Annotated in this window: 20 protein-coding genes; 13 read left to right on the top strand and 7 right to left on the bottom strand. The window is 67.9% G+C overall.

Going from position 1 to position 26,980, the window contains the following annotated elements:
- Positions 1 to 55 precede the first annotated feature (55 nt).
- From ACFVVC_RS21330 to ACFVVC_RS21320, 3 genes are read left to right on the top strand one after another with little or no spacing between them, the layout of a single operon-like run.
- Positions 56 to 586, top strand: coding sequence for a WhiB family transcriptional regulator (locus ACFVVC_RS21330; protein WP_387458081.1), 531 nt, complete (start codon positions 56 to 58; stop codon positions 584 to 586).
- Between the two features lie 29 nt (positions 587 to 615).
- The gene (locus ACFVVC_RS21325) at positions 616 to 3,984 is read left to right on the top strand and encodes a glycosyltransferase (protein WP_387458078.1); all 3,369 of its coding nucleotides are present in this window, start codon (positions 616 to 618) and stop codon (positions 3,982 to 3,984) included.
- Positions 3,977 to 5,671 (top strand): DUF5719 family protein, encoded by a 1,695-nt coding sequence (locus ACFVVC_RS21320; RefSeq protein WP_387458075.1) that lies wholly within the window; start codon positions 3,977 to 3,979, stop codon positions 5,669 to 5,671. The genes ACFVVC_RS21325 and ACFVVC_RS21320 overlap by 8 nt, the downstream gene beginning before the upstream one ends.
- A 57-nt stretch (positions 5,672 to 5,728) precedes the next feature.
- Here the strand turns inward: ACFVVC_RS21320 and ACFVVC_RS21315 are convergent, their stop codons facing one another.
- Positions 5,729 to 6,241 (bottom strand): metallopeptidase family protein, encoded by a 513-nt coding sequence (locus tag ACFVVC_RS21315; protein ID WP_387458072.1) that lies wholly within the window; start codon positions 6,239 to 6,241, stop codon positions 5,729 to 5,731.
- 118 nt (positions 6,242 to 6,359) lie between these two features.
- Between ACFVVC_RS21315 and ACFVVC_RS21310 the strand changes: the two genes are divergently transcribed.
- The 4 genes from ACFVVC_RS21310 (at position 6,360) to ACFVVC_RS21295 (ending at position 9,897) form a co-directional block, all read left to right on the top strand.
- A complete protein-coding gene (locus ACFVVC_RS21310; protein ID WP_026264922.1) occupies positions 6,360 to 6,746 on the top strand; it encodes a DUF3499 domain-containing protein in 387 nt (128 codons plus the stop codon).
- A 79-nt stretch (positions 6,747 to 6,825) separates the two neighbouring features.
- Positions 6,826 to 7,053 carry a Trm112 family protein gene (locus ACFVVC_RS21305; RefSeq protein ID WP_387458069.1) on the top strand — a complete coding sequence of 76 codons (228 nt, stop codon included), beginning with the start codon at positions 6,826 to 6,828 and terminating at the stop codon, positions 7,051 to 7,053.
- Positions 7,054 to 7,127: 74 nt separating this feature from the next.
- The gene (gene ahcY, locus ACFVVC_RS21300; protein WP_387458066.1) at positions 7,128 to 8,594 is read left to right on the top strand and encodes an adenosylhomocysteinase; all 1,467 of its coding nucleotides are present in this window, start codon (positions 7,128 to 7,130) and stop codon (positions 8,592 to 8,594) included.
- A gap of 64 nt (positions 8,595 to 8,658) precedes the next feature.
- Positions 8,659 to 9,897: an Ig-like domain-containing protein gene (locus ACFVVC_RS21295; RefSeq protein WP_387458063.1), complete on the top strand. Its 1,239-nt coding sequence runs from the start codon at positions 8,659 to 8,661 to the stop codon at positions 9,895 to 9,897.
- Position 9,898: 1 nt separating this feature from the next.
- On the opposite strand, the gene ACFVVC_RS21290 is transcribed toward ACFVVC_RS21295, so the two are convergent.
- On the bottom strand, positions 9,899 to 10,699 hold the full coding sequence (locus tag ACFVVC_RS21290; protein ID WP_387458060.1) for an RDD family protein: 801 nt from the start codon (positions 10,697 to 10,699) through the stop codon (positions 9,899 to 9,901).
- A gap of 86 nt (positions 10,700 to 10,785) precedes the next feature.
- On the opposite strand from ACFVVC_RS21290, the gene ACFVVC_RS21285 reads away from it, so the two are divergent.
- Together ACFVVC_RS21285 and ACFVVC_RS21280 are read left to right on the top strand one after the other, a co-directional pair.
- Positions 10,786 to 11,778, top strand: coding sequence for a stage II sporulation protein M (locus tag ACFVVC_RS21285; RefSeq protein WP_387458057.1), 993 nt, complete (start codon positions 10,786 to 10,788; stop codon positions 11,776 to 11,778).
- A gap of 124 nt (positions 11,779 to 11,902) precedes the next feature.
- On the top strand, positions 11,903 to 13,018 hold the full coding sequence (locus ACFVVC_RS21280; protein ID WP_387458055.1) for a TIGR01906 family membrane protein: 1,116 nt from the start codon (positions 11,903 to 11,905) through the stop codon (positions 13,016 to 13,018).
- On the opposite strand, the gene ACFVVC_RS21275 is transcribed toward ACFVVC_RS21280, so the two are convergent.
- Positions 13,009 to 14,838, bottom strand: a complete 1,830-nt coding sequence (locus ACFVVC_RS21275) for an AMP-dependent synthetase/ligase (protein WP_387458052.1) — start codon at positions 14,836 to 14,838, stop codon at positions 13,009 to 13,011. The genes ACFVVC_RS21280 and ACFVVC_RS21275 overlap by 10 nt on opposite strands.
- A gap of 67 nt (positions 14,839 to 14,905) precedes the next feature.
- A complete protein-coding gene (locus ACFVVC_RS21270; protein ID WP_387458049.1) occupies positions 14,906 to 16,630 on the bottom strand; it encodes a dolichyl-phosphate-mannose--protein mannosyltransferase in 1,725 nt (574 codons plus the stop codon).
- 45 nt (positions 16,631 to 16,675) lie between these two features.
- Here ACFVVC_RS21270 and rsmI point away from each other — a divergent pair, with 45 nt between their 5' ends.
- Together rsmI and ACFVVC_RS21260 are read left to right on the top strand one after the other, a co-directional pair.
- Positions 16,676 to 17,551, top strand: a complete 876-nt coding sequence (gene rsmI, locus ACFVVC_RS21265; RefSeq protein WP_387458046.1) for a 16S rRNA (cytidine(1402)-2'-O)-methyltransferase — start codon at positions 16,676 to 16,678, stop codon at positions 17,549 to 17,551.
- Positions 17,552 to 17,734: 183 nt separating this feature from the next.
- A complete protein-coding gene (locus tag ACFVVC_RS21260) occupies positions 17,735 to 19,234 on the top strand; it encodes an NAD-dependent succinate-semialdehyde dehydrogenase (protein WP_387458043.1) in 1,500 nt (499 codons plus the stop codon).
- A gap of 61 nt (positions 19,235 to 19,295) precedes the next feature.
- Here the strand turns inward: ACFVVC_RS21260 and ACFVVC_RS21255 are convergent, their stop codons facing one another.
- The 3 genes from ACFVVC_RS21255 to ACFVVC_RS21245 are packed head-to-tail and all read right to left on the bottom strand — an operon-like array spanning position 19,296 to position 24,409.
- Positions 19,296 to 21,839 (bottom strand): DUF3488 and DUF4129 domain-containing transglutaminase family protein, encoded by a 2,544-nt coding sequence (locus ACFVVC_RS21255; RefSeq protein ID WP_387458040.1) that lies wholly within the window; start codon positions 21,837 to 21,839, stop codon positions 19,296 to 19,298.
- Positions 21,836 to 23,299 (bottom strand): DUF58 domain-containing protein, encoded by a 1,464-nt coding sequence (locus tag ACFVVC_RS21250; protein ID WP_387458037.1) that lies wholly within the window; start codon positions 23,297 to 23,299, stop codon positions 21,836 to 21,838. Before ACFVVC_RS21250 ends, ACFVVC_RS21255 begins: the two co-directional genes overlap by 4 nt.
- A 9-nt stretch (positions 23,300 to 23,308) precedes the next feature.
- Positions 23,309 to 24,409 carry an AAA family ATPase gene (locus ACFVVC_RS21245; protein ID WP_387458034.1) on the bottom strand — a complete coding sequence of 367 codons (1,101 nt, stop codon included), beginning with the start codon at positions 24,407 to 24,409 and terminating at the stop codon, positions 23,309 to 23,311.
- Positions 24,410 to 24,571: 162 nt separating this feature from the next.
- Between ACFVVC_RS21245 and ACFVVC_RS21240 the strand changes: the two genes are divergently transcribed.
- Positions 24,572 to 25,474: a TatD family hydrolase gene (locus ACFVVC_RS21240; protein ID WP_387458031.1), complete on the top strand. Its 903-nt coding sequence runs from the start codon at positions 24,572 to 24,574 to the stop codon at positions 25,472 to 25,474.
- A gap of 280 nt (positions 25,475 to 25,754) precedes the next feature.
- Positions 25,755 to 26,921: a transglycosylase family protein gene (locus ACFVVC_RS21235; protein ID WP_387458029.1), complete on the top strand. Its 1,167-nt coding sequence runs from the start codon at positions 25,755 to 25,757 to the stop codon at positions 26,919 to 26,921.
- The last annotated feature ends 59 nt before the right edge of the window (positions 26,922 to 26,980 follow it).

The following is a 26,980-nucleotide window of genomic DNA, read 5'->3' as shown; positions in this document are numbered from 1 at the left end:
ACACAACCGAGTGTCCACGTATCAAGGCAGTGGCTGCAATGTCAGGAGGGTCGCCGTGGGGCAAGCAGAGCGTATCCAGGAAGATGCCGTCGTAGCCGGCCAGGCAACGGCAAAGTACCGTGCGCGGGGGGTGCCAAGCGATTGGTACGTGGACCCTGCCGATCCTGATGCTGCGGAACGGTACAAAAGGAATACCGGCAGTGTCCTCGAAGACCAGGCCACGGCCTTCCTCGCGGCGCATGAGGCCCTGCTGGACGGCGCGGAGCCCGAGGACGATCTGGATCCGCCCATGGAGCTGGCCGCCGCCGGAAGTGCGCAGCCGGTATGGATCGGGCTGCCCCTCCAGCAGGACTTCGACGACGAAGGCGAACTTGGCTGGCAGACTGATGCTTTGTGCGCCCAGACTGACCCGGAGGCGTTCTTTCCGGAAAAGGGCGGTTCCACCCGCGACGCCAAGAAGGTGTGCGGCGCCTGCAACGTACGGTCGCAATGCCTGGAGTACGCGCTGGCCAATGACGAACGGTTCGGCATCTGGGGAGGCCTTTCCGAGCGTGAGCGCCGGCGGCTTAGGAAGCGAGCGATCTAATTCTTCAGGATGTCCATGTCACTGCCGTTGTGGTTGCCCGCAACGGCAGTGCCTATCTGCCCAGAACCCTCTCAGCCCTGGCAGGCCAAACCCGGCCTGTTGACCATGCCATCGGCGTCGATGCCGGTTCCACCGACGACTCCCACAGCCTGCTCCGGGAATCCTTGGGCGACGCCGGCGTCCTGGCCTACCCCCGGACCAAGGGCGGCATGGGCGCGGCCATCTCCGCAGGGCTCAGCAGGCTGGTTCCTCCTGCGGGAGCGGGCAGCTTCGACAGGACGGAATGGATCTGGCTGCTCCACGACGACGCCGCACCGGCGCCGGATGCCCTCGCTGAACTCCTCGGCGCCGTGGAGCGTGCGCCCTCGGTGACCGTTGCCGGCTGCAAGCAGCTTGACTGGCATTCGCCGCGGCGGCTCATCGACGTCGGTCTCTCCACCAGCCGGTGGGCTGAGCGGCTCACCTTGATCGACGCCGACGAGATGGACCAGGGCCAGTACGACGGCCGCACCGACACTTTCGCCGTCAATTCCGCGGGCATGCTGGTCCGCCGGGACATTTGGGAACAATTGGGCGGTTTCGACCCCGCCCTGCCTGGCAGCGGCGACGACGTTGATTTCTGCTGGCGTAACCGGCTGGCCGGCCACCGCGTGGTGGTGGTCCCCGCAGCGCGCATGTTCCATGTCGCGCACCGGCCCCACGCGTTGGGCAACCCCGCAGCAGCCCGTAAGGCACAGGTACACCTGCGGCTCAAGCACAGCCCCCTGTGGATGGTGCCGGTCCACGGCCTTGGCGCACTGCTGGGCAGCCTCTTTAAACTCGTCCTGAGCATTGTGGTCAAGGATCCCGGCCACGGCATTTCCCAGCTCGTTGCCACCTGCGCGGCCCTGGGCCGGCCACGGGCAGTGGCCAAGGCCCGGAGGGCGGCCAAGCGGACCCGGCGGATCCGACGCTCGGTGATCCGCAAGCTGCAAACCCCCCGCCGCGAAGTATGGAGCCACCGCCGGTCCCTGATGGAGGCGCTGGGATCGGATGGATCCGGCGCCGACCACCTGGTGCAGGATCCGCTCGCGCACCAACCGACCGGCGACGCCGCCGATGACTTTGCCGCCCTCGCAACCGCCAAGAGGGGATGGGTAGGCAACGGTGCCCTGGCTGCCGTCATCATTGCGTCAATCGCCTCGCTCCTGGCCCTCACCGGCCTGTTCCGGGCCAATGCCGTCACGGGCGGCGGCCTGATCCCGGTCTCAGCCGGCCTGGGCGACATCTGGCACAACGCCTCCGGCTGGTGGATCAGCCTGGGAGCCGGACTTCCCGGCCACGGCGACCCCTTTGACTATGTGCTGTGGATCATCGGCGTCCTGGGCGGCGGCGATGCCAATCCTGCCATGGCCTGGCTCCTCCTCCTGGGGGCACCGCTTTCCGGCCTCACCGCCTGGTTTGCGGCAGGCGGCCTGACAACCCGGCGCCGGCTCCGGCTCGCGGCGGCCATCTTCTGGGCGGCCGCCCCGGCCCTGCAGGTTGCCCTCAACCAAGGCCGCGCGGGCGCGCTCATAGCGCACATCATGATTCCGCTGGTGGTCCTGGGCCTGCTGCGGGCCACTGGTTCAGCCGTGGGCCACGGCAGCTTCAGCTCGGAAGCCCCGGCCGATGGCCGGCCGGCGGACCAGCCGCTTGCCAAACCGGGCGTCAACGGCATGCCGTCCTGGACTGCCTCTGCCGCAGCCGGCCTGGCGCTGGCCGTCTCCACAGCCTCGGCCCCCTCCCTGCTTGTGCCGGCCGTTGTGCTCATCGTTCTCTGCGGCATCATGCTGGGCCGGCGCGGGCGAACCGTGTGGTGGGCACTGCTGCCCAGTGCGGCGCTGTTCGCACCGTTCGCCCTGTCCACCATCGACCGGCCGCGCGCACTCCTGGCCGACCCCGGGCTCCCGCTCGGATTCGACGCCGCGCCACTGTGGCAGCAAATCCTCGGGCAACCCCTGGCGTTCGAACCCGCCGGCGGGCTGCAGGGACTGGGACTCTTTGCCGGCGGCCCGGTGCCGTGGGCCCTGCTGTTGGCCCTTTTCATCGCGGTCCCCGTACTGTTGGTGGCCATCGTTGGCCTCTTCGTCCCGGGGCGCCCGGTCCGGGCCGCGCGTTGGTTCTGGGTTGCGGCACTGGTATCCCTGGCCTGCGGATGGCTGACCAGCCACGTGGCCACGGGCATCAACGCGGATTCCCTTGTGACCCCCTTCCCGGGACCGGCGGTCTCGGCTGCCTCCTTCGCCCTGCTGTCCGCCGCTGTCCTGGGCGCCGGCCAGGTCATGTCCGCCGTGGATAGCAGATCCGCTGTCGCGTCCAAGGCCACCACTGCGGCACGCGCCGGGCTGGCAGTGGGCCTGGTTGTCCTCCTGGCCGGACCACTGGCCGGGATGGCTGCGTGGTCCGGCCAGAACCTCCTGCGTCCGGCCGCCGCTGCCCCCGCATCTGCGCCGGCAGCACCGGGTGGCACGCCCGCGCCATTCGGCTCCGGGACCGGCGGAGCGCTGGGCGCCCCCCGGCTGGTGGAGGCCGCGAACGCACGGTCCCTGCCCGCGACGGCAATCGACCGCGGTACCGGACCGGAACAGACCCGCACCCTGCTCATCAGCACCAGTGACGATGGAACCTACAAGGCTTCCCTGATGCGGGGGTCCGGCACCACCTTGGACACCCTCTCGGCGATTGCCTCCGCCCGCAACATCATCGGTGCTCCCGGCGCGGAAGAGGTCCGCGACGACGACGACGTCACTGCCGCCGTCCGCCGCGTCGTGGCCACGCTGGTTGCCGGGCAAGGAGTGGATCCCCGTACCGACCTCGAACAACTTGGCGTCGGATTCGTGGTGCTGCGGGCCGCGGACACGGCAGCCCAACTGACGGCCAGCCGCATGGATGCCGTGCCCGGCCTGGTGGCGGTGGGGCAGACGGACGTCGGCTGGCTCTGGCGCATCAGCCCGTCGAACCAGGCGGTGCTGCAGGCTGCGGACGTCGCCCACCGTGTCCGCATCGTGGATCCGCGCGGAGCCACCACAACCTCGATCCCCTCGGGAACGGACGGCGTTGACGCTGCCCTCCCCGCCGGTCCGGAGGGCAGGCTGGTAGTCCTCGCCGACCGCGCGGACCCGGGCTGGAGTGCCTGGCTCGACGGCCGCAAGCTGACCTCCACCACGTCAGGCTGGGCCCAGGCCTTCACCCTTCCGGCTTCGGCCGGCCAGCTTACGGTCCGCTACGAAAACCCGTGGGCTTTCTGGGCCGCTGTCGGCCAAATCACGGTAATCGGCCTGACTGTCATCCTCGCCATCCCCATGCCGACGCAACGGCCGCGGACCGGTCTCTCACGCGACGAGGGCTCCCTGCGTAAGGAACACCAACATGCATGAGCACACCCCGCCGGCGGCCGCCGAGGCTCCGGCCCCGGTCCACGCACCGGCCCCAGTCCATGCTGAATCCGGCGGTGACGACAAACGGTCCGGCCGCGGTTCCACCCGGGTGCCGCGCGGCAGGGGCCGGGCAGCATCCGTGGCGGGGGTAGCCGCAGGGGTTCTCATCCTGGCCGGCGGCGGAGCCGTGGTGGCCGCCGGATCGCTGGTGCAGGGGCCGGCGTCGAGCCGTGTTCTGCCGGTGGTACGGGCAGCTGTTCCGGCAGGAGCCAGTGTGGGCGTGTGCCCGGGCCCTGCGAGGCTGTTGGAGGGGACGGGAACAGGTACGGACGCCCAGTTCCGGCCGGAGTCGGCCACCGCGGCGACCAAGGTCACCGCGGCCGTGCTGGGCGCCGGCGGCGTGCTGCCAGCGAGCCGCCTGACCCGCCTGGACGGCACGGCCGTCGTCGAGATCGCCAAGGACGCGGGGCAGCCACAGGCGGCCGGCGCACCACAGGAACTCCTCGCCGGAGTAGTGGCGGACCGGGCCGCGGACCAGGTCAACGTCCTCCGCGCCAATGCGGTGGCGAACCAGAACGCCTCGGCTGCAGGTGCCATGAAATACACCGCCACCGACGGCGACCTGCAGGGGAGTGCGGCAGCCACCTGCGGCCAACCCTCGAACGACCAGTGGCTGGCAGGTGCCAGCACCACGGTGGGCCGCACGTCCGTCCTGGCGTTGACCAACGCCTCCAGCACTCCTGCCACGGTAAGCCTTGAGCTGTACGGTGGCTCAGGGCAGATCCAGGCGCCGGGCAGCCGCGGGCTGCTGGTGGCTCCCGGAACCACCCGCAGCGTCGTCCTTGCCGGCCTGGCGCCCAACGTTCCCCAGCTCAGTGTGCGCGTTCGCAGCGCCGGCGGGCCGGTGGCAGCCTCGATCCAGCAAAGCGTCCTGCGCGGGCTGACCCCGGGCGGGGTGGACTTCATTGCGCCGGGGGCGGCTCCGGCCGTCCGGCAGGTAGTGGCAGGAGTGGATATCCAGGATCCGGCCGGGCTTGCCGCGCTGACGTCCCGCACTGGTTACGGGGATGCCGCGCCGGCGCTCCAGCTGACGGTTCCGGGCGCTTCCGACGCCGTGGTGGAGATCAAGCTGTATGGACGGGGCGGCCAAACTGCGCTTCCCGCCGGCGGCGTGGTCACCGCCAAAGCCGGGTCTGTCACAGATGTATCCCTCGCCGGAGTTCCGGCGGGCCAGTACACGATTGCTGCCTCATCGGACGTTTCCTTCGTGGCCGCCGCGCGCATGAGCCGCGGCCTCCAGGCCGGGCAGCCTTCGGATGTGGCGTGGGCGGGTTCCGCTGTGCGGCTGGGCAGCCAGCATGTTGTTCCCGTCCCCAAGGGCGGCCTCCGTCAGCTGGTGTTCGGGGCACTGGACACGAGGGCCACCATCACCTACGCGCCAATCACCGCCGATGGCAAGGTGCGGGCCGCCGCCACCGCGGACATCGCCGGCGGAACCACCGCCACCATCACCGTTCCGGATCAAGCCGAGGGTGCCGACGTCGTGGGTTACGTGGTGTCGGCTTCGGGGGATGCCGCCTACGGTGCCGTCCTTTTAGGCCAGGACGGGCGCAACGACGTCTCCAACTTGGCGTTCCTGCCGGCTGCCGCCGGACAGGAAACCGTCCCGGTTACCCTGGGCTACTAGGATTCCTGACGGCCGGGACGGCCCGGTCAAGACCCGGGAAGGCGCCGGCCGCCCGGGTCAGTAGCGACGGCGGTATACGGGGTCCAAGGTCTCCGGTGCCACGCCGAGCATCTCCGCGGTGTGCTCCACCACGACGTCGTGGACCAAGTCCTGCAGCTCTTCCGCACTGGAGCATGCGTTCTCAACAACGCGGCGGTACACCGTAATCATGGGACCGTCGCCACCGGAGGCGGGCGTGTAGGCCCCCATCGGCGCAGTGGTGCCGTTGGCGGCCAACTGTTCGAGATCCGGCGGGATTTCGTCGACGCCGAACCGGACGCCGTCAAGGGTCTTGCCCCAAATGTCATGGAGCCGCTGCGCGGAGTCCAGGACCAGATCGTCGAAGCGGTCGCCACGGGTCCGGTAGCCGGGGTGGGTGGGGAGCATTACTTCGCCGCGCAGGCCGCGTCCGTGGCGGTTCCGGCGCCGCCGCAGGAAGCTCCTGCCGGTGGTTTCCACGCCCGGCGCAGCCGAGGCATCCGGGTCAGCCAACCGGACCGAAAAACCTGATTCATGGTTCGATGACTGCATATACCGACTCTAAACCCGGGGGCGGATTTACGCGATATATTCCCCTGGCGGCCCGGGCGCGTCGGGGACTGCCGCCAATGCGCGGCTTTCGAGGGATTCAAGGGTAGTCTGTGATGTCGTGGGAGCTATCCGTCAATGTTCAAGGTCCGCCTGCCGCCAGTCCGCGGTAGCCACCTTGACGTACGTGTATGCGGACTCCACCGCCGTCCTCGGGCCACTGGCTACCTATGCCGAGCCGCACTGCTACGACCTCTGTGAACAGCATGCGGGCTCGTTGACGGTTCCGCGCGGATGGGAAGTTTTGCGGCTGGCCATGCCTTCCACCCCGCAACAGCCCGGGCCGGACGACCTCCTGGCACTAGCCAACGCCGTCCGTGATGCCGCGGCGCGCCCGTCGGAGCCACAGCCGCCCACCCAGCGCGGGCACCATTCCGCCCTCGAAGCGCCGGCAGGAACCGAAGGCACCCGGCGGGGGCACCTGCGCGTCCTTCGCGAACCTTCCTGACCTGCATCTGGCGGTAGGCTGGTTTCTGCACATCTTTTCCGCTACCGGCGCGAGCGCGCCCGCCAGGGAGCAAGAACACATGCCAAAGATCAGTCCCGAGCTGTTGTCCGTCCTGCGCTGCCCCGTGACCGGCTCGCCCCTGGTCCAGGAAGGCGAAGAACTGGTGGCCACCACGGCAGATGTAGCCGGCGTAAAGAACCGGTACGCCATCGAAGACGGTATTCCGCTGCTTCTTCCGCCGGAACTGTTGGCGGCAGCGGCAACCGCGGGCTCGGACCAGCACGATCCTGCCGCGGCAGGGCAATAGATCCACCTGCAGCAGCCCGCACCGAGAAACAGCAGAACGGGGACCAGGACCCCGCCTCAAGCAAAGGACCATTCATGACTTTTGAGTACAAAGTTGCCGACATTTCCCTGGCGGAAGCCGGACGGCACCAGATCCGCCTGGCGGAGCACGAAATGCCCGGCCTGATGTCCCTGCGCGAAGAATTCGGACCGACGCAGCCGCTCAAGGGGGCCCGTATCGCCGGGTCCCTGCACATGACGGTGCAGACGGCTGTGCTGATCGAAACCCTCACCGCGCTGGGCGCGGAGGTCCGCTGGGCCTCCTGCAACATCTTCTCCACCCAGGATGAGGCCGCAGCGGCCGTCGTCGTGGGCAAGGGCACCATTGAGGACCCGCAGGGCGTGCCCGTTTTCGCCTGGAAGGGCGAGACCCTCGAAGAATATTGGTGGACGGCCGAGCAGATCCTTACCTGGCCCGGTGCCGAGTCCAACCCCGAACTGGGTCCCAACATGATCCTGGATGACGGCGGAGACGCCACCATGCTTGTCCACAAGGGAGTCGAGTTCGAGGCCGCGGGCAACGTCCCGTCCGCCGACCCCGAAGATTCCGAGGAGTACGGCATCTTCCTCGAGGTGCTCCGCCGCTCCCTCGCCGCGGACCCGCAGAAGTGGACCCGCACGGCTGCCACCATCAAGGGCGTCAGCGAAGAGACCACCACCGGGGTCCACCGCCTGTACCAGCTCGCGGACCAGGGCAAGCTGCTGTTCCCGGCCATCAACGTCAATGACTCCGTCACCAAGAGCAAGTTCGATAACAAGTACGGCATCCGCCACTCCCTGCCCGACGGCATCAACCGGGCCACCGACGTCCTCATGGGCGGCAAGGTAGCCGTCGTGTGCGGATACGGCGACGTCGGCAAGGGCGCCGCGGAGGCCCTCCGCGGCCAGGGCTCGCGGGTGATCGTCACCGAGATCGATCCCATCTGCGCGCTGCAGGCAGCCATGGACGGCTACCAGGTGGCCAAGCTGGAATCGGTCCTGGCCCAGGGCGACATCTTCATCACCACCACGGGCAACAAGGATGTCATCATGGCCGAGCACATGGCAGGCATGAAGAACAAGGCCATCGTGGGCAACATCGGCCACTTCGACAACGAAATCGACATTGCCGGCCTGGCCCGCGTTCCCGGCGTGAACAAGGTTGAGATCAAGCCGCAGGTCCACGAGTGGGTCTTCGAGGCCGGCAGTGACGCCGAGCGCTCCATCATCGTGCTGTCCGAGGGCAGGCTCCTCAACCTGGGCAACGCCACGGGCCACCCGTCCTTCGTGATGAGCAACTCCTTCGCCAACCAGACCATCGCGCAGATCGAGCTGTGGACCAAGAAGGACCAGGACGAATACGGCAACAAGGTGTACGTCCTGCCCAAGGTCCTGGACGAAAAAGTCGCCCGCCTGCACCTGGATGCCCTGGGTGTGGAGCTCACCGAGCTGACCAAGGACCAGGCTGAATACCTGGACATCGACGCCGCCGGCCCCTACAAGCCCGAGCACTATCGTTACTGACACGTGAGGGCCCGGGCGCAGCAACGCGCCCGGGCCGTTATTTTCTGCACGTAGGATCGACACTATGGAGCCTGAGGAAAAGCCCCGCCGCCGGGGGAGCATAAAGAAGATTCTCGCTGTGGCGGCCGTGTGTGTCCTGGCTGCCGTCGGCGGGGTTTTCGCCGCCGTCGCACCTGGCCTTGCAGGCGGCCCGCTCGAATCTGAAGCCGCCTCCGCACTGCGGACGTCGCCCGGGATCGCTTCCCCCGTGGTTCCTCCGGTAACACTGGATGCGTCGCCGGCCAACGGCGCCAAGCAGGTCAACCCCGCCGCCCCGGTTTCCCTGAAGGTGGCCAACGGGACCATCCAGCGCGTTACCCTCACCAGCACCGCCGGGAAGATCGTCGAAGGCAGCATCGACCCGAACGGGACGGCCTGGTCCGCCTCCGGGCCCCTGGAGTTCAACACGGACTACAGCTACACGTACGTGGTCAAGGACTCGGCCGGACGCGAAACCAGCACCACCCAGGCCTTCAACACCGTGTCCAGCTCGCATGAGGCGGACGCCGCCGTCTACCCGCTCAACGGCATGAAGGTGGGCGTAGGGCAGCCCTTGCAGATCATCTTCAGCGAGCCGGTAGTCAACCGCGGCGCCGTAGAAAAGGCCATCAAGATCACCACCACGGCAGGCCAGGCCGGTGCGTTCCACTGGTACAGCGACACCATGGTCCGTTACCGGCCCGAAAACTTCTGGGCAGCCAACTCCACCATCACCATGGACATGCAGCTCTTCGGTGTCGACCTGGGCAACGGCCAGATCGCGAACTTCAACAAGAAGGTCAACGTCTCGATCGGAGACAAGAAGGTGGCGGTCGCGGATGCCACCGCGCACACATTCACGCTCAGCATCAACGACCAGCCGGTCAAGACGCTGCCGGTCAGCATGGGGGACAAGCGGTTCCCGTCGGCCAAGGGGTACGCGGTGCTGATGGAGAAGAACAGGTTTGACCATTTCCGGGCCTCCACCATCGGACTGAAACCCGGTGACCCCGCCTACTACGGTGAAGCCGACGTCGAATACACCATCCGCCTCACCCTCAGCGGCGCGTACATCCACCAGGCACTTGAATCCGCCTACCCCTACATCGGGAACACCAACGTCTCCCACGGCTGCATCGGATTCCTGCCCGACGGCGCAGCCTGGGTGTTCGACAACATGGGAACCGGCGACGTTGTCCAGATCATCAATACCGAGGGCGATTACGCAGCAAACACTGACGGCTACGGGGACTGGAACATCCCGTGGAACGAGTACGCCAACTGAGTCAGCCGCTGAACGGGAGCCGCTGGAGCTGTTGACCCACCGCGGAATTCCGGCGGCGTGATTCAGAAAGCCTGGCGAACTCCCGGTTCCGGCGCTCGGCGACGACGGCGGCCAGGAAGTGGTCAGGGCCGGTCCCCGGCGGCGGGGCAGGGGATACGTGCGCCGACAGTTCGGAGGCGATCGCGGCGGCCATTTGCGCCCTGGACTGCGGCGCCATCCGGCCGGCCTGGCGAATGAACTGCGCGGCCCTTCGGGCCGTGGCGTCCGGAATCCGGCCGATGTCCGCGGCCGCTGCCCAGGACTGCAGGTGGGGCGGCACGAACACGCGGATTGCCTCGTCGGCAGGCACCCGGCTGCGGACCGCGTAGGTGCCGGCCAACAAATCGCCCAAGCGGCGGGATTTGTCATTGAAGAGCGCCACCGCGCATGCCAGGCCGCCGAACGTCAGGTAGATTTCGAGGAATCCCGTCAGTCCCCGGATCAATGCGTGCCGGAACCTGATACTGCCGCCGTCCTCGCGGACAACCCGGAGGCCGGTGGCCAGCTTGCCCAGCGACCTGCCCCGGCTCAGGGTCTCGACGCCGACCGGGACGACGACGAGGCAGAACACCGCGGCGGCCAGGGCCAGGGCACGCGCGGCGGCCCCATCCAGGCCCCTGCCGGCGGCGGCCAGGCCAAACATGAATCCCACCAGCAGGACCACATGGAAGACGACGTCGATGACCAGGCCGAGAGCGCGGGCGGCGAAGGTGGCAGGCCGAAGTTCGAGGACGACTGCCTCGCCGGTGATGATCGGGCTCACTGCGTCCCTGCCCTTCGCAGCTGGTGATGCGGACGACCGCACGGTGTGGACGGTCAAAGTCTAATGCCGGGCGCTAGGCTGTAGCCGTGGATATGGACGCCTTCTCCGCCGTCAACGCGGACAAGTGGTCGCGGCTGAAGGAGCTCGCTGCCAAACGCAGGCTCACGGGTGCCGAGGCCGATGAACTGCTGGCCCTCTACCAGTCCGCGTCCGGGCACCTGTCACTGGTCCGTTCCATTGCGCCCGAGAGTGCATTGTCCGGCTCCCTCTCCGCTACGCTCGCCTTGGCCAGGACCCGTTTCACTGGTGCGCGGTCCAACGCGATGGCAGACCTTGCACGGTTCTTCGTGGCGGCCCTGCCGGCCGCGCTGTACCGCCTGAGGTGGCTCACTGTGGCCTGCGGGGCAGTGTTCGTCCTTGTCGCTGCCGCCTACGCGGCGTGGATCGGGACGTCCCCGGACGCCCTCCGTGCGGTGGCATCCGAATCCGCCGCTGCGCAGTATGTCGACCAGGACTTCATCAACTACTACTCGGAAAATCCGGCGGCATCTTTCGCCGGTGCCGTGTGGACCAACAACGCCTGGATCTGCGCCCAGGCGGTGGCACTCGGAATTACCGGTGTCTGGGTGCCGATGATCCTGTTCAACAACGCCCAGGGCGTGGGTATCGCGGCCGGGATCTTCGCATCGGCCGGTAAATCCGACGTCTTCTTCAGCTACATCCTGCCGCACGGCCTGATGGAGCTTACCGCCGTCTTCGTCGCCGCTGCCGCCGGCCTGCGGATCTTTTGGGCAGTGGTTTCACCGGGCCCGAGGACCAGGAGCCGCGCCGTGGCGGAAGAGGGCAGGTCGCTGGTGACGGTGGCCCTGGGGTTGGTCCTGGTGCTGTTCGTCTCGGGCCTCGTGGAAGGTTTCGTGACGCCCAGCCCGCTGCCGGCCTGGGCCAGGATCGGCATCGGCGCGGCGGTCCTTGCGGCGTACTGGAGCTACGTCCTGGTGTGGGGCCGGCGGGCCTTTCTGGCTGGGGAGCGCGGGGACCTCCGCAGCGAAGACGCCGGGTACACGGAAATCGCTGCCTGAATCGTTGTAATCCAGCCGGGGTGGTTCCTCGCCCAGCAGAAGTTCCGGACGGTAGGCTCGAGGGCAGAATGAATCGCGCCGGCAGACTTGGACCGGTGCGGAACCTGACGGAAGTGACGCTGCTGTGAACGACGAAACACCGGCCCGCGCCAAAAGCGAAGCGCCGCAGCCGGAACCGATCCTGGACACCTCCGGGGATTCCGACGAGCCCGCGTTTTCCTGGCTGACACCTGCCGGCGGCAAGAAGTCCGGCCGCGAAGAAACTGTGCAGGAAACCAAAGCACCGCAGGCTGACAGCAGGTCGGGCCGCCGGGCGGCGGAATCCGCCGTCGGCTCCTCCGGCACCGGATCTCCGGCCAGCGGAGCCACGCAGGCCGCTGCCGGGACCTCCGTCGATGAGCCGGGCGGAACCTCCGGCCAGGTCTTCAAGGAGCCGCTGCCCACCTCCGCCCTGCACGTCCGGCCGCCTGAGGAAGAGGTGGAGCGCCGCAACGCCCAGCGCGAAAGCGCCGCGAACGCCAAACCGGTGGCCCCCCGCGTCATGCAGGTCCTGCTGGCCATTATCTACCCCTTCATCCTCCTCATCCTGGCCGTCCGGGCCGTGACCAGCCCGCTCTTCCTGTGGGTGGAATACAACCGTCCCGGCTTCCCCGGCGACGGATACGGTTTCAGCACTGACGACAGGATGACCTACGGCTCCCACGCCGTTGACTACCTGAGTAACTGGGCCGGCCCGCGGTACCTGGGAGACCTGGTGCAGCGCGGCGGCGAAAAGCTCTTCAAGGACGGCGAGGTCAGCCACATGGCTGACGTCAAGGTGGTCATCCTCTCCACCTTCGGCGCCGGCACCGCGCTGCTCATCCTCGCCCTGATCGCCATCGTGTACCTGCGCAGGCGCAGCAGCGGCGGAGTCCGGCGCGCCCTCTTCGCCGGTTCGATCATCACCCTGGTGCTGATCCTGGGCCTGGGTACGCTGGCGGCCTTGGGCTGGCAGCAGTTCTTTACCGAATTCCACCGGATCTTCTTTGCCGACGGGTCCTGGACCTTCAGCCTGGACGACACCCTGATCCGGTTGTTCCCGAGCCAGTTCTGGATTGATGCGGGTATCGGCATCGGCGGCATGGTGCTCCTGGCATCCATCATCACGCTGGTGCTGACCTGGCCCACCCGCCGCCGTCGCGGTATTGTCCGGGAGGACGCGGACACCGCCGCGGAGCCGGCGCCGGCGGATCAGCCGTAGATCTTGGCGATCTCCGCCTGGTAATCCTGGACCACGGCGGCCCGCTTCAGTTTCAGTGACGGCGTCAGGTGCCCGGACTCCACGCTGAATTCGGTGTTGAGCAGCGTAAAAGTGCGCACCGACTCGGCTTTGGACACCAGCTGGTTGGCCAGGTCCACCGCTTCCTGGACGGCGGCAAGGACCTGGGGATCGCTGGTGGCCTCGCTGAGGGGGAGCGGTGGGAGGCCACGCTCCTCCCGCCAGTTGGCCACGCCTTCCGGGTCAAGGGTGAGCAACGCGGAAACGAACGGCTTTCCGTCTCCCACCAGCACCGCATGTCCCACCAGCTGATGGGTCCGGATCTTCTCTTCCAACGGCCCGGGCGCCACGTTCTTGCCGCCCGCGGTGACCAGCAGATCCTTCTTCCGGCCGGTGACGGTGAGGAAACCGTCTTTGTCCAGCACACCAAGGTCTCCGGTCCGGAAGAAACCATCCACGAACGCCTCGGCGTTCGCGGCGGGGTTTGCGTGATAACCGCGGAACACGCCAATACCCTTGACCAGGATCTCTCCGTCCTCAGCCACCCGGATGGTGGTGCCCGGAATGGGGATCCCCACCGTTCCCACCTTGGTGCGGGTCGGCGTGTTGGCCGTGCACGGTGCCGTGGTTTCGGTCAGCCCGTAACCTTCCAGGACGGGAATGCCCACGCCCCGGAAAAAGTGCGCATCCTCCAAAGCGAGGGGACTGGCTCCGGACACGGTGTATCCCACCTGGCCGCCGAGCGCCTGCCTCAACCGGGGATAGACCAGCCGGTCGAACAGTCCGTGCCGCACGCGGTTGAGCAGGCCAGGGCCTGGTCCGTCGCCCCGGTCCTGCCGGTCCTGTTCCCTGGAGTATTCGATGGCTGCCGCCGAGGCCGCCTCGAACAGCCGGCCCTTGCCCGCCACCGCGGCCTTGTGGGCAGCCGTTGCCCGGACCTTCTCGAAGATCCGCGGCACCACCAAAAGGAACGTTGGCCGGAACGAACCCAGATCCTCCAACAGCTGCGCCGCGCCCGGGGTGTGCCCCAGGGTCGCTCCGGCGGTAAGGCACACCACCTGCACGGCCCGGGCCAGCACATGGGCCAACGGAAGGAACATCAGTGTGCGAGGCTGGCCCCTTTGCAGGATCTCCGGCAGGAACGCAACGATGTTCTTGGCCACCAGCGCGAAGTTTCCGTGCGTGATCTCGCATCCCTTGGGCTTGCCGGTGGTGCCCGACGTGTACACCAGGGACGCGAGGTCGGCCAGGCCGGCGCGGCTGCGCTGCCGTTCCAGCTCGGCGTCGCTGACGCCGGCCCCGGCAGCGGCCAGGCTGGCGAGGTCCGGGGCCTCGCCGTCGTAATCCATCCGCACCACGTTGACCAGGCGGTCCCTGAGCGCGGCGGAGCCTGCCAGGACGCCGGCCACGAGCTGTACCGTCGCGCGGTCGCCGGCGAACACGCGACGGACCCCCGCGTCCTGGATGATCCACTCCACCTGGCTCGCGGATGACGTTTCGTAGATCGGCACGGTGACGCCGCCGGCGAACCAGATGGCGAAGTCCACCAGCGTCCACTCATAGGAGGTGCGGGACATCACCGCCACCGTGTCACCTGGTTCAAGGCCGCCGGCGATGAGGCCCTTGGCCAGGGCGCTGACGTCCTGGAGGAACTTCTGCGCCGAAATGTCCACCCAGCCGTTCGGGCCCTTGCGCCGGTACAGGGCGTGGGCGGGGTTGGCGGCATGCTGCTCCAGCAGCAGGTCAGTCACGTTGCTGTTGGCATCAAGCTCAACCAACAGTTCCGTGCTCGCTTCTCTCACAGCAGGTCTCCGTTTCCGCTGCCACGCCGCGGCGGCGGCTCTATCAGGTCTCTGTTGCCATCCTGCCCTAGATCCAGGACGGCATCCACATCCGGACTTTCCAGTCCACGTAGGGGATGACTTCGGCCGTCCAGATCGGGTAGAAGAACGCCGACAGCAGGACGGCAGCGGCAAGGTACAGCGCCACCAGGTACAGGCCGGAGCGCCGCCGCCAGGGCGGGTCCGTGGGGCGGCCCAGCACCAGGCCCAGGCAATACACCAGGGCAAGGATCAGGAACGGCTCAAAGGACACCGCGTAGAAGTAGAACATGGTGCGCTCGGGGTACATGAACCACGGCAGGTATCCTGCGGCCACGCCCGCCAGCACTGCGCCCGCGCGCCAGTCCCGGCGGCCCGCCCACCAGAAAAGCAGGACCACCAGCGAGATGGCCGCCGCCCACCAGATCAGGGGGTTTCCCACGGACAGGATGGCGGAGGTGCACTTTTCCACGGCGCAGCCCGGGGTGCCCTGGGGCGGGGATTCATAGAAGAACGACGTCGGCCGTCCCATCACCAGCCAGCTCCAGGGACTTGACTGGTACGGGTGCTCGGAGCTCAGGCCCTGATGGAACTTGTAGGCTTCCAGGTGGTAGTGGATGAGGGACCTGACGGAGTCGGGGAGCCAACCCCACTCGGTGGAGGGGTTGCTCTCGGCCCAGTGGCGGAAGTAGGCGTTGTCTGACCGGAACCAACCCGTCCACGTGGCCGAGTAGACGATGCCGGCCACGGGTACCAGGCCGCCGAAGGCCGGAATGCCGTCCCGGATGAGACCGCCACTGATCCAGCCCCGAATGCCCGCGACCCGACGCGCGTTGAGGTCCCACAGCACCGTGAGGATGCCGAACCCGGCGAGGAAGAAGAGGCCGGACCACTTGGTGCCCACTGCCAGGCCCAGGCAGATCCCGGCGACGATCCGCCACCAGCGGACGCCAAGCCATGGCCCTGCCAGCAGGGCCCGGCCCGGCGGCTGCCCGCCGTACGCGGCAGCAGTCCGAGCCAGCCGTGCCGCGAGCCGGCGGCGGCCGTCGTCCCGGTCCATGAGCAGGGCTCCGAATGCTGCAAGGATCCAGAACGCCAGGAAGATGTCCAGCAGCGATGTGCGGGACATGACCAGGTGGTGGCCGTCGACGGCGAGGAGCAGCCCTGCTGCACCCGCCAGCGGAAGCGAACGGAACAGTTTCAAGGCGATCAGCGAGACCAGCAGTACCGTAAGGGTTCCCGTGAGCGCCGCGGCGAAGCGCCAGCCGAACGGATTCTCCGGCCCGAAGAGCCACATCCCTGCCGCGATCATCCATTTTCCCACCGGCGGGTGGACGACGTATTCGGGGGTGTTCAGCAGGACGTCCGGATTGCCGGCAATGAACGAGTCGTTGGCTTTGTCCGGCCAGCTGCGCTCGTAGCCGCTGACCAGGTAGGAGTACGCGTCCTTGACGTAGTAGGTCTCGTCGAAGACCAGCTTGTGCGGCACCTCGAGCCGTACGAACCGGAGGACCCCGCCGATAAGCGCCGTCAGGGCCGGAACCAGGATGAACCACAGTCGCAGGGACGCCGGATGGTCGCGCCAGGAAGCGTGCGTGCCCAGGAGCCGTGCCGTCAGGGCTTGGACGGTGAACGCCTCATCCGGCCGGCTGACCCATCGATGGGCCTGTTCCTTGGGATCCGCGGTCGTTGTCGCGGCTCTGGCCGGGGATGGCGGCGGGGTGGGTTCACCGGCGCCGGCCGGCCGCGTCGAGGTCTGCGTCACGAGCCCCATGCTACCTTTTGCGGCTGGAAGACCCTGCGGCAGTAGGCTTGACGGGTGGACCCGAACCCCAGCCCCCTTCCTGATCCAGGCCCGTCGACGACGGGGCGGATTGTCCTTGCCGCCACCCCGATCGGGAATACCGGTGATGCCTCTGCCCGGCTCGTGGAACTGCTGGGTACCGCCGACATCGTGGCGGCGGAAGACACCCGCCGCCTGCACCGCCTGGTCCAAAGCCTCGGCGTGACAGTGGCCGGCCGGGTCATCAGCTATCACGAACACAACGAGGCGACCAGGACGGCAGAGCTCCTTGACCAGGTGCGGGCGGGCAGCACGCTGGTCATGGTGACCGACGCAGGCATGCCGGCCGTCTCGGACCCCGGCTTCCGGCTGGTGGAGGGCGCCATCGCGGCCGGTCTTCCGGTTACCGCCGTCCCTGGTCCCTCCGCGGTCCTTACGGCACTGGCGCTGTCCGGCCTGCCCACGGACAGGTTTTGCTTCGAAGGGTTCCTCCCGCGCAAGGCAGGCGAACGGGCGTCGCGCCTGGCCGACCTCGCCGCGGAGCGCCGCACCATGGTGTTCTTCGAAGCCCCGCACCGCCTCGAAGCCATGCTCCGGGCGCTGCGCGAGCGGTTCGGTCCGGACCGGCCCATCGCCGTGTGCCGTGAACTGACCAAGACGTACGAGGAAGTGATCCGCGGAACCATCGGTGAACTCCTCCAGTGGGCCGAAGGCAACGAGGTCCGCGGCGAGATTGCGGTGGTCCTCGGCGGTGCTCCGGAACAGGCGGCCGGTAAACCGGAGGATCATGTAGCCGCCGTCAACGAGCTGGTGGCCCAGGGCATCCGGCTGAAGGAAGCCGTGGCCGCCGTTGCCGAGGACTTCCGGGTCAGCAAGCGAGAGCTCTACGCGGCGGTCCTCGCCGCCCGGTAAGGACGGCCCCGGGAACCCTTCCGCGTCTGTGCAGGTGCACAGCGCCAGGCCGATTTGGCAGTGCGCAACGGCGTAGACCGGGGGAGGGGCCCGCAGTAGTCTGGCTGTTAATCAGCCCAATGATCCCGGTCACTCCGGCCGCGGCGCAGGGCTGCCAGAAACCCTACTGACGAGGGAGTCATCGTGACTGTCACTGCACAGCCGGCCGTTACCGCCGAGCGCGAAACCCGGCTTTTGGCCTCCGTTCCCACCGGGCTGCTCATCAACGGTGAGTGGCGCGACGCCGTTTCGGGCAAGACGTTCGACGTCGAGGATCCCGCCACCGGGAAGGTGCTGCTCAGCATTGCCGACGCCGGCGCCGAGGATGCCGCTGCGGCCCTGGACGCTGCCGCTGCGGCCCAGGAATCGTGGGCCAAGGTGCCCCCGCGTGAACGCGGTGAAATCCTCCGCCGCGCCTTCGAGCTGGTCACCGAACGGGCCGAGGACTTTGCGCTGCTGATGACCCTGGAAATGGGCAAGCCGCTGGCGGAGGCCCGCGGCGAAGTCACCTACGGTGCCGAGTTCCTGCGCTGGTTCTCCGAGGAAGCCGTCCGGGCATTCGGCCGGTACTCGGTCTCCCCGGACGGCAAGTCCCGGCTGCTGGTGACCAAGAAGCCGGTGGGCCCGTGCCTGCTGATCACGCCGTGGAACTTCCCGCTGGCCATGGCCACCCGCAAGATCGCCCCGGCCGTTGCCGCAGGCTGCACCATGGTGCTGAAGTCCGCCAACCTGACGCCGCTGACATCCCAGCTGTTCGCCGCCGTCATGCAGGAGGCCGGCCTGCCGGCCGGGGTCCTGAACCTCATCCCCACCTCCACGGCCGGACAAACCACCGGGCCGCTGATCAAGGACTCCCGGCTGCGCAAGCTCTCCTTCACCGGCTCCACCGAGGTGGGCCGCCGCCTGCTTTCCGAAGCCTCCGGAACTGTGCTGCGCACCTCCATGGAACTGGGTGGCAACGCCCCCTTCCTGGTCTTCGAGGACGCCGACCTGGACGCGGCCGTGACCGGTGCAATGCTGGCGAAGCTGCGCAACATGGGTGAGGCCTGCACCGCCGCCAACCGGTTCATCGTGCACGAATCCGTGGCCGCCGAATTCGCGGAGAAGTTCGCGGCGAAAATGAAGGACATGACCACCGCCCGCGGCACCGAACCCGAGTCCAAGGTGGGTCCGCTGATCGACGCCAAGAGCCGGGACAAGGTCCACGAACTGGTTTCCGACGCCGTCGCCTCCGGTGCGAAGGCGGTCCTGGGCGGCGCACCGGTCGAGGGCCCGGGCTACTTCTACCAGCCCACCATCCTCTCCGGCGTCTCCGAAGGCACCCGTATCCTCTCGGAGGAAATCTTCGGGCCCGTCGCCCCGATCATCACCTTCTCCACCGAGGACGAAGCCGTGCGGCTGGCCAACAACACCGAATACGGGCTGGTGGCGTACGTCTTCACGAAGGACCTGAACCGTGGCCTCCGGATGGGTGAGCGGCTCGAGACCGGCATGCTCGGCCTGAACGCCGGCGTCATCTCCAACGCCGCGGCACCGTTCGGCGGCGTCAAGCAGTCCGGCCTGGGCCGTGAAGGCGGACTCGAAGGCATTGAGGAATACCTCTACACCCAGTACATCGGCATCGCCGACCCCTACGCGGGATAGCTTCGGCGGTTCCATGCCCGCACGTGCCGGCCGGGATTCTTCCCGGCCGGCACTTTTGCGTTCAGCCCCTGACCCTCCCGCGAACGCCGTCGTCCACCGTTGCCCCCGGACGCCCCGCCGCCGGCGCCCCGGACGTTTTGGCGGCACGGCTGTTTCGGGAATGGATTGCCGCGTGGAAGACCCTCCGGATGCCGCTGCCGGCTGACCGGAACGGCAGGCCCAGCAGCAGGCCCAGGCGGTGGACGACCGACGGCGGAAGCCATGCCGCCCGCAGGCGGCGGGGCAGGGTTGAGTTCTGCCGCAAGGAGTCCTCCAAGGCGGCGACCCCGGCCTGGATGTCCTGGCCCGCCGGATGCACCCGCTGGCCGTTTGGCGGCGAACCGCTGTCCGGGCGGCCGTACCGGTGGTGCTCGAAGGCCGACGTCAGCAGCGCCACGGCCTGGTGCGCTTCACGGTCCAAGCCGTCGGGTTCGCCCAGCAGCGTTTGCCGGAACCTGGCCGCATACGCCCTGGGAGTCTCGCTGGGTGCGGCCGGCACGCCGTAATCGGTGCCAAGGTCCGTCAGCTCGTTCCACGCCAGCGGAACGGCCTGGTCCAGGGACCGCGGGTTCAACCGGCGCTCCTTGGTACCGGAACGGACCAGGTGCGGTGCAGCCGCCAGGAGCAACGCGCCCAGCACCGCTGCAGCGCCGACGAGCAACGGCATCACGCGGGCCGAATCGCCCTCGCCGCTGCCCGTGCCCCCGGGGCCCGGCAGGGCCGTGGCGCTCGGGGAGGCGGAGGGGGCCGGGGCGGCGTTAGGGACGAGTCCGTCGTTGTTGCCCAGGGTATCCGGGACGGCGAGCGCCGGCGCGTCGGTGGCGTAGTCAGGGACCACGCCCCGCGACGGCGTGGGTTCGAACGGCACCCAGCCCAGGCCCTGGAAGTACAGCTCGGGCCACGCGTGGGCGTCGCGTGCGTCAGCCTCGTATTCCGGGAGTGCACCTTGCCCGGCCACGGTTATGGTCGCCCCGGTCAACCTGCCCGGGGCATATCCCACGGCGATCCTGCTGGGGATTCCCTCCAACCGCGCCATCACCGCCATGGCGGAGGCGTAGTGGATGCAGTATCCGCTCTTTTGCTGCAGGAAATCCGCCAGGACAGAGAGGCCGTTTCCGTCATAGCCGCCCTGGACCGGTGACTGGAGGGAATATGTGAACTCGGATGAGCGCAGGTACCTCTGGATGGCCATCGCTTTCTGGTACGGCGTCCCCGCGGCGCCGGCCACCGTGTTGGCGGTGGCCTTGACGATGTCCGGGACATTGCCCGGAATCCTGCTGAAGTCGTCAGGGATCCCCCGGACGGGTCCGGACGCCTGGGCAAGGAGCGCGGCCGAGAGCTTTGGCTCGGTCGACGTCACGACGTACTCCTGGCGGCGGGTGGTTGTGTCGGTGCCTTTGATGCTCAGGGTGGCAGGGTCCCACGACCACTCGCCGCCGAGGCCCCGGATGGTTTCGGGCGCGTACGGGACCGGCAGGTAAGGGCTGGTGAAGGAACCGGTTTCGACGGCGGTCACCAGACGCACCTGCTCGTCTGCGAGGACTGCATAACCGGGATCTATCCGGCCGTCCAGCGGGACCCGGGACGCGGTGCGGTCATCCGGACCCCACGAGTCTCCATCGAAATTGTCCACGGTGACAGAACGCAGGTAGAGCGGGGTGGGGGAATTCGTGGCGTAGGTGATCCGTCCGCTGCCGTCCGGTGCGCGGAGGCTGCTGCCCAGCGTGATCATCGGGTTCAGGCCGGCGGCGCCGCCCCACGGGTTGAGCCTGGACCCTTGCGGGAACGTGCCTTGGTCGAATCCGGGAATCGCCAGCGGCAGCAGCAGGGTGGCCACCATGGCCGCCGCCCCGGTCAGCGCTGCCCTCCTTGCCAGGCCGGGGCTGCGGGGCGCGCCGGACGCCAGCCGGCCGTCCGGGGCAAACCGCTGGCTGCAGGCCAGGATAACCAGGTAGCCGGCCGCGGTGGCAGCGAAGCTCCACACGCCCACGCTCTGGGGCTTGATCATGGCCGGAACCACCAGCAATGCCAGCAAGCCAACCCCCGAGGCGGCTGGCATGCGGAGGGGCACGGCCAGGGCATCGACCAGGATGACGGCCAGGCCAAGCACCGCGCAGACCACCATGACGATCCCGGCGTTGGGAGCCACCGGCGCCGTCTCCGACAGGACGGTCTCGCTGGCCCGCCGCATCAACCGGTCAAGGTCGGGGAGCGTGGCGCCGGTCGGAATAACCCACAGGAAACTTGAACTGCGGAAGAACGTCAGCGTGAGGACGGCGGCCAGGGAGATGAATCCGCCTGCGGTGACCAGCAGGGGCTGGGCGCGGACCGAACGCAGGGCCGCCAGGGACACGCTGACCGCCAGCACGGTGGTCAGGACGGGCCAGAACCAGTTCCAGCCCCGGAGGACGCCGTTCAGCGACAGTGCCGCCCCGCAGACAGCCACTGAAATCGCCACCGCCATCGCCCACGGATAAGCGCCGGCCTGCGCACGGCCGCCAGGCGGTGCGGGCTGGTTGTGGGCTTCATGCCCGGTGCCCGAAGGCCGGGCCGGTGCCATTGTCATGTGGCTACTCCTGCTCCGCGTCGGACCTCCGACGCCGGTGCCACGGGCACGGCAGGGTCCTCGTCGAACTGCCCCCAAGCTGCCGCGAGCGCGGCACGCGGCGTCACGGCGGCAGCGCGCCAGCCGTTCTGCCGCAGCACTTCCAGCACGCCGTGGAAGTCGGCCGGCTTGTCCACCGCCAGGAGGGCGAACGCGTTGGTGCCGTATGCTGCGGCCGGTGCCAGCGCCGTCGCCTCCTCGGCACTGATCCTTCCCAGCACTGCGATCAACGGTCCGCGCATCCGGTGTGCGGTCAGTTTATCCATCAGGTGGTCGTCGAAGGCGGGCGGCTCCTGGTCCGCACCCGGAGGCCTCCCTCCGCTGACGGGCCGGTGCCGCCTGTTCCGGTCCTGGGCGTCCCGGGCCGCACTGTCCCGGCGTGGGTGGGATGGCCCGGACAGGTGGATCGCGGCGAGGCTCTCGGCTATGGACTGCAGGCCGGAGGTGCCACTGAACTCTTCGGCCGCAGGTTCCGGGGATGACGGTGAATGCAGGAAGGCCGGATTGCCGCCGGCATCGAGGACGCGGAGGCTGTAGTTGCGTTCCGCCAGGTGGGCGCTGACGGACATGGCGGCGACGACCGACCATTCAAAGGTGTCGCTGGTGGCCGGTCCATGCCCGTTTCGCCCCGGCAGCCCGGGCATCGTCGACCCGGAGGCGCCGCCGAACGCACCGGAACGATGGTCCAGGATGATGGTGGCTTCCGGCGTGGTGACGGATTCCTCCTGGCGGACCATCAGTTCCCCGTGCCTCGCCGTCGCGGCCCAGTGGACCCGGCGCATGGGGTCCCCGTGCCGGTATTCGCGGGTCATGACATCGTCATCGCTCGGATTGGCGCGGGTGCGGGTGGCGGTGACGCCGTCGTTGCCCCGCGCTCCGTCCAGTGCCGTGGGAGGCAGCACGACGGCGGCCGGCGTCACGGTGAGGACATCGCCGTCGTCGATGGCCTGGCGGTGCAGCGACAGTCCGAACGGGTCGGTGAACTCGGCCGTGACCGGCCCGATCCGGAACAGGCCGCGGTAGCCCGACGTCAAGTGGTATTCGTAGCGGCTGGTGCCGCCCGCTGCGGAACGGGAGGGAAACCGGAAAGCCGGCGCCTGGCCGAAGTGCGGAGGCAGCCGCTCCTCCATGGTCACCTGGCCCGTTCCCGGGCCGGTCCTGCCCACCGCGAGGTGGACGATGGCCGGCGCGGACGTTTCCACGGGCGAAGGATTGAACTCGCGGTACACCCGGAACTTCGGTTTCACCAGCCGGATCCCGGCCAGGGACACCAACGGCAGCACCAGGAGCAGCAGCGCCAGTGTCAACAGGTCACGGCGCCCCATGACCTGCGCAGCGGCCAGTGCGAACGTTCCCGCGGCGAGCATGCCCCAGCCGCGCCTGGTGAACAGGTGCCGGGGAAGCTTGTCCACGAACGCCATGGTCCGCCCCTAGCGGTTCCTGCCGCCGGCAGCCGCCGCCGGCCGCGTTGCCTGCCCCGGGGGCGCTTGCGGAACGGGCAGGCGCGAGAGGATTCCGTGCAGGACGCTGTGCGGGTTTTCGCCCGCCCCGGCAGCCTTCCGGTCGACGATGATCCGGTGGGCCAGCACGGCCTCGGCGACGCCGGCGACGTCGTCCGGCAGGACGAAATCCCGTCCGTCCAGTGCGGCAATAGCCTTGGCCGCGCGCAGCAGCTGCAGCATGGAACGGGGGCTCGCCCCCAGCCGGAGCAGGGGACTTTCCCGGGTGGCGCGGCCCAGTGACACCGTGTATTCCTTCACGGCTTCGGACACGTAGACCTGCTGGACGGTGGTGGTCATGGCTGCCACATCGGATGCCGTCACAACCGGGCTGACGGTTGCCAGCGGCGATACCGCCTGGTGGGTCTCAAGCATTTCGATCTCGGCCTCTTTGTCCGGATAGCCCATGGAGATCCGGGCCATGAAGCGGTCCCGCTGGGCTTCCGGGAGGGGGTACGTCCCTTCCATCTCGATGGGGTTCTGGGTGGCCACCACCATGAAGGGTTCATCAAGCTTGTAGGTGTTGCCGTCCACCGTCACCTGGTGCTCCTCCATGCACTCCAGCAGGGCGGACTGCGTCTTGGCGGAGGCCCGGTTGATTTCATCGCCGATCACGATGTTCGCGAACACGGCGCCGGGCCGAAATTCAAAGAGCCGGGAGGCCTGGTTGTAGATGGACACCCCGGTCACGTCCGAGGGCAGCAGGTCCGGGGTGAACTGGATGCGGTTGACGGTGCAGTCGATGGTCCGGGCAAGCGTCTTGGCCAGGAGGGTTTTTCCGACGCCGGGCACGTCCTCCACCAGCAGGTGGCCCTGTGCGAGCAGGACAGTCAGCGCCAGCTTGGCGGCCTCCGATTTGCCATCGATCACCGTGTTGACGGTGGTGAGGATGCGTTGGGCCGCGGCATGGAACGACTCCGGGTCCATGGCGGCGGGCCGGTGCCCGTTCAGCCGGCTGACGGCATCCGTGACGCCGGCCAGGTTGAGGTTCGGTGCGCTCCCATTGTTGGCAGTGCGTCGGTGGGGTTCCATCGGCAACCTTTCAGCCCGGGTTCACCTGGACGGGACAGCAACCCTGCCTTCGCCCGTCGGTGGGCGTGCGCGTGTGTTCGTTCCAGACTACTAACACAACTGCCGTGCCTGACAGAGAGTTCCGGCAAATATGCCACCGCTTTCGGCGGCTAGGCTGGTTGGATGTGCAACCCGCTGACTCCCGCCGCCTACCGGGCCCCTGACACAGGCCCCTTCGACCCGGAAGCTCCGCCCCGCAAGCAATATCCGCCAGCGCCTGAACCCCTGCCTGTACCGGTCATGGACAACCACACCCACCTGGACTTCCCTGATGGAACGGCGCCGGTGGGAATCAAGGCCGCGCTTGACGCCGCAGCGGCGGTGGGGGTCCAGGGAGCGGTCCAGGTGGGCTGCGACCTGGCATCGTCGCGGTTCACAGTGGAAGCCGTGGACCAGGACCACCGTCTCCTGGGCGCCGTGGCGCTCCACCCCAATGATGCTCCGCACTATGCCGCCAGGGGCGAACTGGAGGCAGCCCTCGCCGAGATCGAACGCCTCGCGGCGCATCCGCGGGTCCGCGCGATCGGCGAGACAGGATTGGACTTCTACCGCACGGAAGGTGAGGGACTGCGCCACCAGGAGCATTCGTTCCGGCGCCACATCGACATCGCCAAGCGCCTGGACCTCACCCTCCAGATCCACGACCGGGACGCGCACGACGACGTGGTGCGGGTGCTGCGGGAGGAAGGCGCCCCGGACAGGGTGGTATTCCACTGCTTCTCCGGCGACGAAGACCTTGCCAGGACCTGCAACGAACAGGGCTGGTGGATGTCCTTCGCCGGTACCTTGACCTTCAAGAACGCCGCGAATCTTCGCGCCGCGCTGGCCGTCGCCGACCGCCAACTCATCATGGTCGAAACGGATGCGCCGTTCCTGACGCCGCATCCGCACCGGGGGAGGCCGAATGCCAGCTACATGGTCCCTTACACGGTCCGGGCCATGGCAGAATTGACAGGCTCCGACCTCGCCGGACTGTGCAACGCCATCAGTGAAAATACCGTGCGGGCATACGGATCCTGGACCTGAAATCCCACCCCGTTTCGTGATCGATGGCAATACCTGGTATGCAAAAATGTTGGTCGCTTTATAACGCTACGGTTACAGTGGACAACTATTAGCCGGGGTCGGGGAAGGCCAACGGGTAATTTCGCTCCATTCGCAGCCGCTCCGGGCACGTCAGTTTCCGGCCACGCCGCTGCGTGGAGTGTGGCGGTGCATCGATGCCCGGACGGTCTATTTGAGGTTGTTCCGGGCATTCCCTTGCGCGATTCCCCGTGCCCGGATGGACCTAGAGTTACGGGCAATCGTGATCAAGTTCTTCACAACGGACGGCAAGTTCAGCTATATCAAGGTTGGCGCCCAACTTCTGGTGCTCTGCGGTCTCGTCGCAGGCCTCGTGGCTTTCGTGGGCAATAACAAAACAATCACGCTCAACGTGGACGGCAAAGCTTCGTCCGTGCAGTCCTTTGGTGGAACAGTGGCGCAGGTGGTCAAGAGTGCCAACCTGGACCTGAAGCCCGGCGACCGTGTATCCCCGTCCTTGGACGCTTCCGTGCAAAACGGCACCGTCATCAACGTCAACCAGGCCAAAGAGGTCAAGGTCAGCCTTGACGGGGCCGAAAAGACCGTCAACACCACCGCCCAGGACGTCGAAGACCTCGTCAGCGAACTTGGCGTCGCCAGCGCCTCGGCCGTCTCGGTGCCCAAGGATGCCACGCTTGCGCTGGCCGGCTCCTATGTCTCCATCTCCACGCCCAAGACCGTCAGCATCGTGGCCGATGGCAAGGTGAACACCGCCACCACCACCGCCGCAACCGTAGGCAAGGTCCTGGAGGATTCCGGTGTCACCCTGGGCGCCAACGACCGCTCCTCCCAGCCGGCCAACGCCAACGTGGTGAACAACATGGTCATCAAGGTCTCCCGGGTGGACACCAGCAAGACCGCCGTTTCCAGCGAAGACGTGCCCTTCGAGACCGTCACCGCCGAAAGCGCCGACATGCTCAAGGGTGACAAGCAGGTGACCCAGGCCGGGGCGGCCGGAAAGATTGAGCGCACCTTCAAGCTGGTGCTCGTTGACGGCCGGGAAGCGTCTCGCACCCTCGTGTCCGAGAACGTCGCGGTGCAGCCGGTTACCGAAAAGGTCACCGTGGGCACCAAGGTCAAGCCCGCCGTCGAAGCGGCGCCCGCGGCAGCAGCCGCCAACACCGGCGCCGCAGCGCCGGCCATGATGAACGAAGCCATGTGGGACAAGATCGCCCAGTGTGAATCCAGCGGAAACTGGAGCATCAACAGCGGCAACGGCTACTACGGCGGCCTCCAGTTCGACATCCGCACCTGGATCGGAGCAGGCGGCGGCGCGTATGCCCCGAATGCCAGCCTGGCCACCAAGGCCCAGCAGATCGATATCGCCAACCGCGTCTACGCCCAGCGCGGGCTCTCACCGTGGGGTTGCGGCTGGGCAGCCAGCAGCTGATTCAGCGGACCAGTACGACGCCCACGGCAGCGGCCGGACCCGGATAGCCGGGTCCGGCC

The organism is Pseudarthrobacter sp. NPDC058196 (assembly GCF_042882685.1).
GTDB lineage: Bacteria > Actinomycetota > Actinomycetes > Actinomycetales > Micrococcaceae > Arthrobacter.
This window is presented reverse-complemented; position numbering and strand designations above follow the sequence as displayed.

Coding starts and splice junctions, on each gene's coding strand:
- ACFVVC_RS21320 (WP_387458075.1), top strand. CDS start 3,977: ATGCATGAGCACACCCCGCCGGCGGCCGCCGAGGCTCCGGCCCCGGTC.
- ACFVVC_RS21315 (WP_387458072.1), bottom strand. CDS start 6,241: ATGCAGTCATCGAACCATGAATCAGGTTTTTCGGTCCGGTTGGCTGAC.
- ACFVVC_RS21305 (WP_387458069.1), top strand. CDS start 6,826: ATGCCAAAGATCAGTCCCGAGCTGTTGTCCGTCCTGCGCTGCCCCGTG.
- ahcY (WP_387458066.1), top strand. CDS start 7,128: ATGACTTTTGAGTACAAAGTTGCCGACATTTCCCTGGCGGAAGCCGGA.
- ACFVVC_RS21295 (WP_387458063.1), top strand. CDS start 8,659: ATGGAGCCTGAGGAAAAGCCCCGCCGCCGGGGGAGCATAAAGAAGATT.
- ACFVVC_RS21270 (WP_387458049.1), bottom strand. CDS start 16,630: ATGGGGCTCGTGACGCAGACCTCGACGCGGCCGGCCGGCGCCGGTGAA.
- ACFVVC_RS21255 (WP_387458040.1), bottom strand. CDS start 21,839: ATGACAATGGCACCGGCCCGGCCTTCGGGCACCGGGCATGAAGCCCAC.
- ACFVVC_RS21250 (WP_387458037.1), bottom strand. CDS start 23,299: ATGGCGTTCGTGGACAAGCTTCCCCGGCACCTGTTCACCAGGCGCGGC.
- ACFVVC_RS21245 (WP_387458034.1), bottom strand. CDS start 24,409: ATGGAACCCCACCGACGCACTGCCAACAATGGGAGCGCACCGAACCTC.
- ACFVVC_RS21240 (WP_387458031.1), top strand. CDS start 24,572: ATGTGCAACCCGCTGACTCCCGCCGCCTACCGGGCCCCTGACACAGGC.